Annotated in this window: 11 protein-coding genes and 1 pseudogene; 7 read left to right on the top strand and 5 right to left on the bottom strand. The window is 68.5% G+C overall.

The genetic code is table 11. From position 1 onward, the window contains the following. Window positions 1-36: 36 nt before the first annotated feature. Window positions 37-1404 carry a dihydrolipoyl dehydrogenase gene (gene lpdA / locus SY2F82_RS05810; RefSeq protein ID WP_200417879.1) on the bottom strand — a complete coding sequence of 456 codons (1368 nt, stop codon included), beginning with the start codon at window positions 1402-1404 and terminating at the stop codon, window positions 37-39. Continuing rightward, window positions 1401-2339 (bottom strand): lipoyl synthase, encoded by a 939-nt coding sequence (gene lipA / locus SY2F82_RS05805; RefSeq protein ID WP_200417878.1) that lies wholly within the window; start codon window positions 2337-2339, stop codon window positions 1401-1403. Before lipA ends, lpdA begins: the two co-directional genes overlap by 4 nt. Before the next feature lie 171 nt (window positions 2340-2510). Here lipA and SY2F82_RS05800 point away from each other — a divergent pair, with 171 nt between their 5' ends. Genes SY2F82_RS05800 through SY2F82_RS05785 form a run of 4 tightly spaced genes read left to right on the top strand, consistent with a single transcriptional unit; the run spans window position 2511 to window position 6762 of the window. Further along, the gene (locus tag SY2F82_RS05800; protein ID WP_200418597.1) at window positions 2511-3551 is read left to right on the top strand and encodes an ATP-NAD kinase family protein; all 1041 of its coding nucleotides are present in this window, start codon (window positions 2511-2513) and stop codon (window positions 3549-3551) included. 45 nt (window positions 3552-3596) lie between these two features. Next, complete coding sequence (locus tag SY2F82_RS05795) at window positions 3597-4592, top strand: thiamine pyrophosphate-dependent dehydrogenase E1 component subunit alpha (protein WP_268980373.1); 996 nt, start codon at window positions 3597-3599, stop codon at window positions 4590-4592. A gap of 26 nt (window positions 4593-4618) precedes the next feature. Then, window positions 4619-5632, top strand: a complete 1014-nt coding sequence (locus SY2F82_RS05790) for an alpha-ketoacid dehydrogenase subunit beta (RefSeq protein ID WP_200417877.1) — start codon at window positions 4619-4621, stop codon at window positions 5630-5632. Window positions 5633-5640: 8 nt separating this feature from the next. Further along, window positions 5641-6762, top strand: a complete 1122-nt coding sequence (locus SY2F82_RS05785; protein ID WP_200417876.1) for an acetoin dehydrogenase dihydrolipoyllysine-residue acetyltransferase subunit — start codon at window positions 5641-5643, stop codon at window positions 6760-6762. A 241-nt stretch (window positions 6763-7003) separates the two neighbouring features. Here the strand turns inward: SY2F82_RS05785 and SY2F82_RS39795 are convergent. Both SY2F82_RS39795 and SY2F82_RS05770 read right to left on the bottom strand, forming a co-directional pair. Continuing rightward, window positions 7004-7359: pseudogene (locus SY2F82_RS39795) on the bottom strand (HD domain-containing protein); the annotation flags it as partial. 111 nt (window positions 7360-7470) lie between these two features. After that, entirely contained in the window at window positions 7471-8370 is a 900-nt protein-coding gene (locus tag SY2F82_RS05770) for a LysR substrate-binding domain-containing protein (protein ID WP_200417875.1), read from the bottom strand. A gap of 147 nt (window positions 8371-8517) precedes the next feature. Here SY2F82_RS05770 and SY2F82_RS05765 point away from each other — a divergent pair, with 147 nt between their 5' ends. Then, window positions 8518-9528: an aldo/keto reductase gene (locus tag SY2F82_RS05765; RefSeq protein ID WP_200417874.1), complete on the top strand. Its 1011-nt coding sequence runs from the start codon at window positions 8518-8520 to the stop codon at window positions 9526-9528. 28 nt (window positions 9529-9556) lie between these two features. After that, on the top strand, window positions 9557-9970 hold the full coding sequence (locus SY2F82_RS05760) for an SRPBCC family protein (protein ID WP_200417873.1): 414 nt from the start codon (window positions 9557-9559) through the stop codon (window positions 9968-9970). A 313-nt stretch (window positions 9971-10283) separates the two neighbouring features. On the opposite strand, the gene SY2F82_RS05755 is transcribed toward SY2F82_RS05760, so the two are convergent. Beyond that, the gene (locus SY2F82_RS05755; protein ID WP_200417872.1) at window positions 10284-11057 is read right to left on the bottom strand and encodes a 2-keto-4-pentenoate hydratase; all 774 of its coding nucleotides are present in this window, start codon (window positions 11055-11057) and stop codon (window positions 10284-10286) included. Window positions 11058-11125: 68 nt separating this feature from the next. Here SY2F82_RS05755 and SY2F82_RS05750 point away from each other — a divergent pair, with 68 nt between their 5' ends. Next, the gene (locus tag SY2F82_RS05750; RefSeq protein ID WP_200417871.1) at window positions 11126-11899 is read left to right on the top strand and encodes an IclR family transcriptional regulator; all 774 of its coding nucleotides are present in this window, start codon (window positions 11126-11128) and stop codon (window positions 11897-11899) included. The last annotated feature ends 5 nt before the right edge of the window (window positions 11900-11904 follow it).

Raw genomic sequence — 11904 nt, 5'->3', positions numbered from 1 at the left:
CCGGCCCCTCTCTCCCCGGCAGAAGTGGACCACCGGTCAGCTGTGTGCGTGCAGCGGCTTTCCGGCAAGTGCGAGGTGCGCTTCGCCCAGCGCCTCGGACTGGGTCGGGTGCGCGTGGATGAGCGGCGCGATCTGTTCGGGCAGGAGTTCCAGGTTGTAGATCAGCTGGGCCTCGCCGATCAGCTCCCCGACACGATCGCCGACCATGTGCAGGCCGACCACGCGTCCGTCGGGCGCTTTGACCAGCTTGACCGCCCCCGAAGTCCTGAGGATTTGGCTCTTGCCGTTGCCCGCGAGGTCGTAGGTGAGGGTCGCGACACCGGTTTTGTACTTCTCGTTGGCGGCCGCCTCGGTCAGCCCCACCGAGGCGACCTCCGGATGCGAGAACGTCACCCGCGGGATGCCGGCCTCGTCGATGGGAGGTGGGCTCAGCCCAGCGATCGTTTCGGCCACGAACACGCCTTGCGCGAAGCCGCGGTGTGCCAGTTGGGGGCCCGCCACAATGTCACCCACGGCGTACACGTCAGGCAGGTTGGTTCGCAGGCGTTCGTCGGTGGCGACGAATCCGCGCTCCAGTTTCAACCCGGACTCCTCGTAGCCGTGGCCGGCGGTGTTCGGGCCGCGGCCCACAGCCACCAGCAGAACGTCAGATTCGAGCGTGTCACCGGATTCCAGTGCGACGCTCACGCCGCGCTCGTCCTGTCGGGCGCCGGTGAACTTCACCCCGGTCTTGAAGCGAATCCTGCGGCGACGCAAGGCGCGCTCCAGTTGCTTGGAGCAGAACTCGTCCTCGGCGGGCAGGAGGCGCGGCAGCGCCTCGACGATGGTCACTTCGGCACCGAAGGACGCCCAGACGCTGGCGAATTCCACGCCGATGACGCCGCCGCCGAGCACGACGACCTTCTCAGGGATGTGGTCCAGCCGTAGTGCGTCCTCGCTGGTGATGATCCTTCCGCCCAGCTCGAGGTCGGGCAGGGACTTGGAGTAGGAGCCGGTGGCGAGGACGAGGTTCCGGCCGGTGTAGCGGGTGCCCTCGACGTCGACGGTGGTGCCGCCGACGAAGGTGCCACGCCCCTCGATCACGGTGACCCCGTGGGCCTCGGCCAAGCCCTGCAAACCCTTGTAGAGGCGGGAGACGACCGAGTCCTTGTATGCGTGGACTCTCGCGAGGTCGATCCCTTCGAAGGCGGCCCTCACGCCGAACTGCCCTCCTGCGCGCGCGGTGTCGGCGACCTCCGCCGCATGCAGGAGCGCCTTGGTGGGGATGCAGCCGCGGTGCAGGCAGGTACCGCCGAGCTTCTCCTTTTCGATGAGTGTCACGGACTGGCCCAGCTCCGCCGCCCGGAAGGCCGCGGCATAGCCGCCTGATCCGCCACCGAGGATCACCAGGTCGGCAGTGGTCACTTCGCTTCTCCTTGTCTGGCTTCCTGCGCCTGCTGGTAGAGCCGTCCGGCCCGGTAGGAGGAGCGCACCAGCGGGCCGGCCATCACCCCCGCGAACCCGATCTCACGTGCACGGTCGCGGAGTTGGTCGAACTCCTCCGGCGGTACCCACCGCGCGACCGGGTGGTGCCGCACCGACGGCCGCAGGTACTGGGTGATGGTCAGCAGCCGGCATCCCGCCGCGTGAAGGTCGAGCAGCGTTTCCACCACCTCTTCGCCGGTTTCACCGAGTCCCAGGATCAGGTTCGATTTGGTCATCAGCCCGGCCTCCCGTGCCCGGGCCAGCACGCCGAGCGAGCGCCGGTAGTCGAAACCGGGACGGATTCGTCGGAAGATCCTCGGCACCGTCTCCACGTTGTGCGCCAGGACCTCCGGACATGCGCCGAATACCTCGTCGAGGAGATCCGCCGCACCGTTGAAGTCCGGGATCAGCACCTCGACCGCGGTGCCCGGGTTGTGTTGGTGGATCTGCCGCACCGTCTCCGCGTACAACCACGCACCGCCATCAGGCAGGTCGTCCCGCGCCACGCCGGTGACGGTGGCGTACCGGAGTTTCATGACGCTTACCGACTCGGCGACGCGCAGCGGCTCCGCAGCGTCCGGCTCGGCCGGCTTCCCCGTGTCGATCTGGCAGAAATCGCACCGGCGGGTGCACCGGTCCCCGCCGATCAGGAAGGTGGCCTCCCGGTCTTCCCAGCACTCGAAGATGTTCGGGCAGGCCGCCTCTTCGCACACGGTATGCAGTCTCTCGCGGCGCACGAGCTCCTGCAGCTCAGTGAATTCCGGCCCTGTCCGTATGCGGGTCCTGATCCAGGAAGGTTTCCGCTCGATCGGGACGGCGCTGTTGCGGACTTCCAACCGCAGGAGCCGTCGTCCGTCCGGTTGCACACTTGTCATCGACCCAAGGTGCGATCACCACGCCGCACGCACAAGGCGTTGCACCCGGTTGCATCCACCGCTGCGTGCAATTTCCTGCAACCCTGTCCCGCTGAGCCGTTTTCGCAGTCCCATGACCCCCGTGGCCGGAGGACGCCGGTCACACATCGGATCGTGAAGGGGCCCTGCGGCATGACTGCGGTGGGCATTGTGGCCAACCCTGCCTCCGGCCGGGACATCCGGCGGCTTGTATCCGGCGCATCGGTTTTCCCGACATCTGAGAAGGCCAACATGGTGCAGCGCATGCTCACGGCGCTGGGCGCGGTCGGCGTCGAGACGGTGCTGGTATCCGTCGATCTCGGAGGGATCTCCACGGCCGTATTGAGGGCCGTGCGGAACCGGTCGGCGAACAAGACGCCATGGCCGCAGGTCCGCTTCGTCGATGACGATGCCATCACCGACAGCGCCCAGGACACGGCCAACGCGGTCCGCCGCATGGTCGAGGCCGGTGCGAAGGTGATCATCTGCCTCGGTGGCGACGGAACCGCACGCGTGGCCACTGCGGCATTGCTCGCCGGCCCCGGGTGCGACGTGCCGTTGTTGTCACTGTCCACCGGTACCAACAACGCCTTCCCGCAGATGCGTGAGGCCACAGTCGCCGGCCTGGCGGCCGGACTGGTGGCCACCGGCGCCGTCGACCGAGGCATCGCCGCCGGCCGGGCTCACGCACTGGAGGTACGCACCGGGGAGCGGACCGAGCTTGGACTGGTCGACGTCGTGGTGTCCACAGCGCCCTACGTCGGCTCCCGCGCACTATGGCATCCCGATGCCCTCACCGAGTTGTACTGCACCTTCGCCGAGCCGGACGCGACCGGCCTGTCCTCCATCGCGGGCCTGCTCTGCCCCAGCCCGCGGGACAAGCCCGAGGGCGTCGCGGTGCGTCTGTGCCCGGTGGAGCAAGCACCCACCGTGGTCAACGCGCCGATCGCCCCGGGCCTGGTGCTTCCCGTCGGAGTGACTGCCTGGCGGCCCCTGCGCACCGGCGAGCAGGTGGAGATCGGCACCACCCGCGGCGTGGTGGCCTTCGACGGCGAGCGCGAACTGGAACTGGCAGGCACGACGGGTGCCACGGTGCGGCTCAGGGAGAACGGGCCGCTCTGTGTCGACGTCACCGCCGTGATGAGCCAGGCGGCACGAGCCGGCCTCTTCCGTAGCGATCGCACCGCGGTCTGAGGACGACCAGACCGACAAGAGCCCTTGAAGAAAGGACCGTCAACGATGACACCCACTCAACCGGCCCGCACCACGTCGGGGCTCGACGAGAAGGCACTGCTGGAGGCGTATCGCACCATGCGCACCATCCGCGAGTTCGAGGAGCGGCTGCACGTCGAGTTCGCCACTGGCGAGATACCGGGGTTCGTGCACCTGTACGCGGGCGAGGAAGCCTCGGCCACCGCGGTGTGTGCCCACCTCGACGAGCGCGACTCGATCGCCAGCACGCACCGCGGCCACGGGCACTGCATCGCCAAGGGCGTGGACGTCAAGGAGATGATGGCCGAGATCTACGGTCGCGTCACGGGGTCCTGCCGGGGCAAGGGCGGCTCGATGCACATCGCTGACCTGTCCAAGGGCATGCTCGGCGCGAACGGCATCGTCGGCGGCGGTCCGCCCCTGATCTGCGGCACCGCTCTGGCAGCCAAGCAGCAGGGGACCGGTGGCGTCGGCGTGGCGTTCTTCGGTGACGGGGCGAGCAATCAGGGGACCACCCTGGAAGCGCTCAACCTCGCCTCGGTGTGGAACCTGCCCGCGATCTTCGTGGCGGAGAACAACGGCTACGCAGAGGCCACGGCGGCCACCTGGTCGGTGGCCTGCGACAACATCGCCGACCGCGCCGCCGGATTCGGCATGCCGGGCGTGATCGTGGACGGCTTCGACTTCTTCGCGGTGTACGAGGCCGCGGGTGAGGCGATCGAGCGGGCCCGCGAAGGCGGAGGGCCCACCCTGATCGAGGTCAAGTTCACCCGGTACTACGGCCACTTCGAGGGCGACCAGCAGACCTATCGCGCCGACGAGGTGGCGAGGGCTCGCGCGTCACTGGACTGCCTCAAGCAGTTCCGTGAGCGTGTCACTGCTTCCGGTCAGCTCGACGCGGCCGCACTGGACGGTGTCGACGGGGAAGTGGCCGGTCTCATCGAGGCCGCGGTGGCGGAGGCCAAGCAGGCCCCGACGCCGAGCGCCGAAGACCTCACCACCGACGTCTACGTCACCTACTGACCCCGAACACTTCCAGGAGCACGGTCATGGCACGCACGATCAGCTATCGCGAGGCGGTCAACGAAGCGCTCAGGCAGGAGATGGAGCGCGACCCGTCCGTCATCGTCATGGGCGAGGACAACGCGGGCGGCGCAGGCAGTCCCGGCGAGGACGACGCATGGGGCGGTGTCCTCGGCGTGACCAAGGGGCTGTACGAGCAGTTCCCGGGAAGGGTGCTGGACACGCCTATCTCGGAATCGGCGTTCGTGGGCGCCGCGGTCGGCGCCGCGACACGTGGCCTGCGCCCGGTGGCCGAGCTGATGTTCATCGACTTCATGGGCGTCTGTTTCGACCAGATCTTCAACCAGGCCGCCAAGTTCCGCTACATGTTCGGCGGCAAGGCCGTCACACCGGTGGTGGTGCGGACCATGTACGGAGCCGGCCTCAACGCCGCCGCACAGCACTCCCAGTGCCTGTACCCGGTCTTCACCCACATCCCGGGCCTCAAGGTCGTCCTGCCCTCCAGCCCGTACGAGGCCAAGGGCCTGCTCATCCAGGCCATCCGGGACAACGACCCGGTCATCTTCTGCGAGCACAAGGCGCTCTACGACATGACCGGCGAGGTGCCCGAGGACAGTTACACCATCCCGTTCGGCGAGGCCAACGTGGTCCGCGACGGCGACGACGTCACCATCGTCGCCCTCGGTCGCATGGTCTCGGTGGCCGAGGAGGCGGCGGCCGAGCTGGCCCGGCAGGGCGTCCAGGCGGAGATCATCGACCCGCGCACCACCAGTCCCCTCGACAGCGACACGATCCTCGAGAGCGTCGAGAACACCGGTCGGCTCGTCGTGGTCGACGAGGCCAACCCACGTTGCAGCATGGCCACCGACATCTCGGCGCTGATGGCGCAAGAGGCGTTCGGCGCCTTGCGGGCGCCGATCGAGATGGTCACCGCTCCGCACACTCCGGTGCCCTTTGCGCAGACCCTGGAGCAGCTCTACATCCCGGACGCGCAGAAGGTGGCCAACGCCGTCAAGAAGACCATGGACTGGAAGAAGTGACGGATCCTGTGAGCACCGAAGACACCATCACGAAGGTCACCATGCCCAAGTGGGGCCTGTCGATGAAAAGCGGCAAGATCACCGCCTGGTTCGTGGCCGAGGGCGACGAGGTGGCCGAAGGCGACGACCTGGCCGACATCGACACCGACAAGATCACCGGGGCGCTGGAGTCGTCGGGGGAGGGTGTCGTGCGGCGGATCATCGCCGAGACGAACGAGGACGTTCCCGTCGGCGGCACGATCGCGCTGATCGCTCCGGCCGACGTGCCGGAGGAACTGATCGACGAGGCCGCCCGCGCTGCGCGGGAGGAACTGGACTCCGGCGCGGTCGACGAGGTCGCCGGACCCGCCCTCGGGACAGTGCAGGTGGACGGCCGTACCCTCTCCTACGCGACCCTCGGCACCGCAGAGGAGACCGTGCTGCTCGTACACGGTTACGGCGGCGACAAGAACTCCTGGCTCTTCGTGCAGGAGCCGCTGTCGACCCGCGCGACCGTCCACGCGATCGACCTGCCCGGACACGGCGACTCCACCAAGGACGTCGGCGACGGTTCCCTCGACACCCTCGCCGGCGCGCTGCTCGGCTTCCTCGAACAGCAGGGCATCGAACACGTCCACTTGGTCGGGCACTCACTCGGCGGTGCCGTGGCAACCGCCGCCGCCGCCCGCGAACCCGGCAAGATCGCGTCGCTGACCCTCGTCGCACCTGCCGGCTACGGTGACGCCATCAACGCCGACTACCTGCGCGGATTCGCCTCCGCCTCGTCACGGCGGGAACTCAAGCCGCACCTGATCCACCTGTTCGCCGACCCGGGGCAAGTCACTCGCCAGCTCGCCGACGACCTGATGAAGTTCAAGCGGCTCGACGGCGTGCAGCAGGCGCTCGACAGCCTGCTCGGCACGCTTCTCGATGGCGACCGTCCGGGAATCGACGCCGCCGGCCTGCTTCAGAAATTTGCGGGCCCGGTAACAGTGGTGTGGGGCCGCGCGGACCGGGTACTGCCGGCCGCCAACGCAGCTGCACTGGAAGGCCGCGCCCAGGTCACCTATGTCGACAATGCAGGGCACATGGTCCACATGGAACAGCCCTCTGCCATGGTCGACGCCGTGACCGGGGCCCTGGACGGCTGAGGACATGAGTCATCGTCTGCCGGAGGACAGAGAACAGGCCTCCGGCAGACCACTGAATCACTCTCGGTCATCCGCAAGATGGAAGCCCGAACGTGACCGCAGAAGATTGCTCAACCCCGCCCTTGCTCGCCGCGTAGGCGCGTGCGGCCGGCACTCGGTTGCCGCACTTCGACAGCGTCCGGAACACGACCACCGTCGCGAGGATCGGCCTGATCAGCGGCAGGACGGTCTGCCAATAGAGGTACTTCTTGCCGAGGTGGTTCACGTCCCCGGTGCGCGTCTCCTGCGAGTCGTGCCACACCGCGAACGCCGCCGCGTCCTGACCGCCATTGAAAGCCGTACGCCATGAACGGCCATGGTGACTGTGGCCTGCCGAGGGGCCCAAGCCGCTTCCGCCGACGGTGCGGACGACCGTCCGCAGCTGCCTCAGCGCCGCCGCCAGAGCCACGCCGCCGAACGGCCGCACGTGCGCCACGAGTGTTCAGCGACCGATTCGGGGTGCTGTACGCCGACCATCCACCACCCGGTGCGTGCGGTGTTCTTCAGCGTTCCCGCCTCGTACAGGAAACGTGCAACCGCGCTCAGGTCCTCGGACACGGTCGGGCTCCTCTCACGCCTCGGCGAGGCGGATCGCGTACCGGATGCTCTGCAGCTCTCGTCGCGCTCGCGACGAGAGGCTGGGCAGGGCCATGGCCGCAGCAGGGCGGTTCAGGCGCTGCTGCTTGTGCGCAGGACGATGGCGCGGAACGAGGTCACCAGGGGCCGCAGGTCGACTCGGTGCCACGCGGCCCACAACTGGACGCATGTGTCGTGCCAGGGGAGCTCGCGCACCGCGACGTCCTCGGTGGTGGCGCGGACCATGCTCTTTTGTACGAGGGCGAGTCCCAGCCCAGAAGCGACCAGGCCGAGCGCGGTCAGCGGCTCGGCGGCGTCGAGGCGGATGTCAGGTGTGAAGCCGGCCGCCGTGCACGAGGCGACGAACGTGTCGCGCCAGGCGGGGTCCTGAGCGTTCTCGACGGCGATCCACGGCTGACCGTCGAGGTCTCCGGGGGTCACTGTTTCCTGGTCGGCCAGTGGATGACCGGCGGGCAGAACGAGCAGCAGCGGGTCCTGGAGCAGGGGCGCGGCCAGTAGGTCAGGGTCATCCGTGGACGGAGGTTCATGGACGAGCGCGATGTCAAGGCTGCGCTGCCGCAGGCCTTCGAACTGCTCGGCCGGCGGAAGGTTGTACAGAGCGATGTGAACGCCGGGGCGTTCGCTGTGCACAGCGCGTAGAGCGCCGGGCAGGATGCCGGTGTGCATGGCGTCCGCCACGTAGCCGATGCACAGGCCACCCTCTTCTCCGCGGCCCAGCCGACGGCCCAGGTTCTCCAGGCGATCCGCATGCCGCAGCAGTGCGCGGGCCTCGGCCAGGAAGACCTTGCCGTCCCGGGTCAGCCGGATTCTTTGCTGGCCGCGTTCGAACAGGGTGAGGCCGAGGTTCTGCTCGAGTTGAGCGATCTGCCGGCTCAGCGGCGACTGGGAGATGTGCAGCCGCTCGGCGGCTTGGCCGACGTGCTCCGTCTCGGCGACGGCCACGAAGTAGCGGAGTTGCCGCAGGTCAAGCATGTAAGACCTCTAAGGACTCAAGTATGTCCAAGTAAGTCTTGGACAGTCTCAAGTCTAGATCCTAGCCTCGAACGCGTCAGGCCGACGGACCGCACCAAAAGGCGCGAAGAACACATCCGTCGCCATTCGTACAGAAGGATCTTCACCATGTCCATCAAGTCCTTCCTGCCCGGCCGCCTGGGCTTCGGCACCGCACCGCTGGGCAACATGTTCCGGGCCATACCCGACGAGGAGGCCGCGGCCACCGTGGACGCCGCCTGGGACAACGGCATCCGCTACTTCGACACCGCACCCTTCTACGGCGCGGGCCTGTCCGAGATCCGGCTGGGAGAAGCGCTGGCAGACCGCCCCCGCGACGAGTTCGTCCTGAGCACGAAGGTCGGCCGCGTCATCCTCGACGAGATCGAGGATCCGTCCGCCCGGGACCTCGGCGAGAAGGGCGGACTGTTCGAACACGGACGCCCCAACAAGATCGTCAACGACTACTCGGCGGACGCGACGCTGCGCTCCATCGAGGACAGCCTCAAGCGGCTGAAGACAGACCGCCTCGACATCGTGTGGGTACACGACGTCGCACAGGACTTCTACGGCGACGAGTGGCTCGCCGCCTACGAGACGGCCCGCACCGGCGCATTCCGGGTTCTGCAGGGGCTGCGCGACGAAGGCGTCATCAAGGCCTGGGGCCTCGGTGTCAACCGGGTCGAGCCCCTGGAGCTGACGCTGGACCTCGACGAGCCGAAGCCGGACGCGTTCCTCCTCGCCGGCCGCTACACACTGCTCGACCACGAGCGCGCCCTGCAGCGGCTGCTGCCGGCCGCGAAGGCCCAGAATGTCGACGTCGTCGTCGGGGGACCATACAGCTCCGGCGTCCTGGCCGGAGGACAGCACTTCGAGTACCAGAAGGCCCCGGCCCAGGTCATCGCCAAGGTGGAGCGCATCAAGGCCCTCGCAGAGCAGTACGGCGTCGGCATCAAGGCCGCAGCACTGCAGTTCTCCCTTGCTCACCCCGCGGTCGCTGCGGCCATCCCCGGCGCCTCACGGCCGAGCCGCATCGCCGAGGACGTCGCCGCGCTCGGCGAGGAAATCCCGGCGGCCTTCTGGACGGCTCTGCGCACGGAAGGGCTGATCGCTCAGGACGCCCCCGTACCCAGCGCCTGACCTGCACCCACGCTTCAAGGAGACGACCGTGGCAACTACGACCGCAACCATCGACATTCCCGTGCCCGCCGAGCGCGTCTGGCAGCTGATCGGCGGCTTCGACTCCCTGCCCGACTGGCTGCCCTACATCCCCAAGAGCGAGCTCGGCGAGGGCGGCCGCGTCCGCAGTCTCGCCAACGACGAGGGCGGCGTCATCGTCGAACGCCTCGAGAAGTTCGACAACGACGCCCGCAGCTACACCTACTCCATCCTGCAGGCCCCCTTCCCCGTCACCGGCTACCGCTCCACCCTCACCGTGCACGAGGTGGCCGACTCCCAGTCCCGAGTCGAGTGGTCCGGCACCTTCACACCGGCAGGGACAAGCGAAGAGGAAGCGATCGCCCTGTTCCACGGCATCTACACCGAGGGGCTGGCCGCACTGAAGAAGACACTCGACGCGTGAACACGGACACGGGATGCGCAAGGGCCCCGTCCGGGCTCGGATGAGGCCCGACCGCGTCAACCGGCCGCACGGGGCGGGGCCTTGCAGGCTCCGCCCGCTGCCCGTCGTCCCGGCCCGGCGCGGCTCCGGCAACCACGACCAGATGGCTTCGACTCCTCGGGCCCTGCGTCACGCCGCGCACCAAACCGTTCACCTCCGCGACCAAGGTTCGCTCTGGGCAGCACCAGGTCCTGACCCTACGGTCGTCCCGAAGAGCAGCCCTCGGTCCCGCCCGCTTCCGAAGCACCGAACGCGCCAGCTGAGGCATGGGTGGTCAGCCGACGTCAACGGCGACCCGGCCCAGCTCGCCGAGGTCGGCAACCAGGCGGTCGTCGGCACTGATCGCTGTCGGGGCGCACAAGGTGCCGCTCAGGATGATGTCCCCGGCCTCCAGCCGCGCTCCCCTGCGTAGCAGGTGACCTGCCAGCCACGCGACCGCTGCGGCCGGATCGCCCATGACGGCGGTTGCGCTGCCCGACACCGTCCGGGAGCCGGTCAGCAGCGTGGCCGTGATCTTCGACAGGCCCGCCGGCGGCGGCGTCACCCGGGGCCCCAGCACGGCACGCGCCGCGTTGGTGTTGTCGGCGACAAGCATGGGGAGCGTCCGTGCACCGCCGCACCACCTGCTGTCGACGATCTCGAAGGCCGGGGCGACCGCGGCGGTGGCGTTGTAGACGTCCAGGGCGGTCACGTCCACGCCGGACAGCGCCTCGCCCAGGATGAAGGCGATCTCCACCTCCACCTTGGGCTCGAACAACCCTGCGGTGATGAGCGGCCGGCCGTCCTCGAGCAGCCTGCTGGCGAGCAGGTGGCCGGCGGTCGGTTGGCCGGCGCCGAACGCATCCCGCGCGGGCTGCGAGGTGAGTCCGATCTTGTACCCGATCACCTCGTCACCGGCCGCGAGCGCCAGCTCTCTGGTGGCGTTCTCGACCGTGTAGGCCAGTTCCAGGTCATCGAGCTGATCGGCCGTTGCGGGGTCGGCCGGTGTGCCACCCTGTGCTGCTTGCCACAATAGCTGGGCCAGTTCCTGGATCATCTCTTTCTTCACCTGTCTCTCCTCATGGCAGGATGTCCGATACTTTGGACGGTGTCCGACACTTGCTCCGGGAGGAACTCATGGCGCGCCTGACCGCTCCGGCTCTTCGCCGGGGCCTGGACATCCTCGAACTGCTCATCGACGAGGATCAGGGGCTGCGGGTCCCCGAGATCACACAGCGGCTCGGCCTGCCGCGCGCCACCACGCACGAGCTCGTCAACACACTGGTCGATCGCGGCTACCTCGACCTGTCGGGGGACACCGGGCGCGTCACCCTGGGCGTCAAGGTCCTGCCGCTCGGGGCGGCGTACGAGCGCGGTCTCGACCTCGCCACGGTGGGCCGGGAGTGCGCGGCCGAGGTGGCGGCCGCCTGCGGCGAGACCGTCCAGGTCGTCGTGCGCGACGCCGCCTCCGCCGTGTTCATCGTGCGCATCGACAGCACGCACCCGATCCGTCTCGTGTCGCAGGTGGGCAGCCGGCTGCCGGCATCCTGCACCGCAGGAGGGAAGGTCCTCCTGAGCGCCCTGCCGACAGCCGAGCTTGCAGCGTTGTTCCCGAACAACGCCGCACTGCAGAAGATGACGCCGAACAGCATCAGCACCCGCAAGCGGCTGCTGGCCGACCTGGATGCGGCGCGCGAGCGCGGCTGGGCCGAGGAGAACTGCGAGTCCAACGACCATGTGGCCTGCGTCGCCGCTCCGGTGTACGACCGCCTCGGGAAGTGCGTGGCAGCCATGAGCATCTCGGTGCCCATCCTGCGGTGGAGCGATACCCAGAAGCAGCGCTGTATCGAGCTCGTCCTGGACGGGGCGAGGAAGATGTCGCACCTCCTGGGGGCGCCGGCCGCCGCGTGAAGCGG

This window comes from Streptomyces sp. Y2F8-2, from assembly GCF_014905555.1.
Taxonomy (GTDB): Bacteria; Actinomycetota; Actinomycetes; order Streptomycetales; family Streptomycetaceae; genus Streptomyces; species Streptomyces cynarae.
The sequence above is the reverse complement of the archived record's forward strand: the minus strand, read 5'-3'. Positions and strand labels throughout refer to the sequence as shown.

Excerpts from the sequence above, each read along its gene's own strand:
- lipA (WP_200417878.1), bottom strand. The coding sequence starts at position 2,339 with ATGACAAGTGTGCAACCGGACGGACGACGGCTCCTGCGGTTGGAAGTC.
- SY2F82_RS05800 (WP_200418597.1), top strand. The coding sequence starts at position 2,511 with ATGACTGCGGTGGGCATTGTGGCCAACCCTGCCTCCGGCCGGGACATC.
- SY2F82_RS05795 (WP_268980373.1), top strand. The coding sequence starts at position 3,597 with ATGACACCCACTCAACCGGCCCGCACCACGTCGGGGCTCGACGAGAAG.
- SY2F82_RS05790 (WP_200417877.1), top strand. The coding sequence starts at position 4,619 with ATGGCACGCACGATCAGCTATCGCGAGGCGGTCAACGAAGCGCTCAGG.
- SY2F82_RS05770 (WP_200417875.1), bottom strand. The coding sequence starts at position 8,370 with ATGCTTGACCTGCGGCAACTCCGCTACTTCGTGGCCGTCGCCGAGACG.
- SY2F82_RS05765 (WP_200417874.1), top strand. The coding sequence starts at position 8,518 with ATGTCCATCAAGTCCTTCCTGCCCGGCCGCCTGGGCTTCGGCACCGCA.
- SY2F82_RS05750 (WP_200417871.1), top strand. The coding sequence starts at position 11,126 with ATGGCGCGCCTGACCGCTCCGGCTCTTCGCCGGGGCCTGGACATCCTC.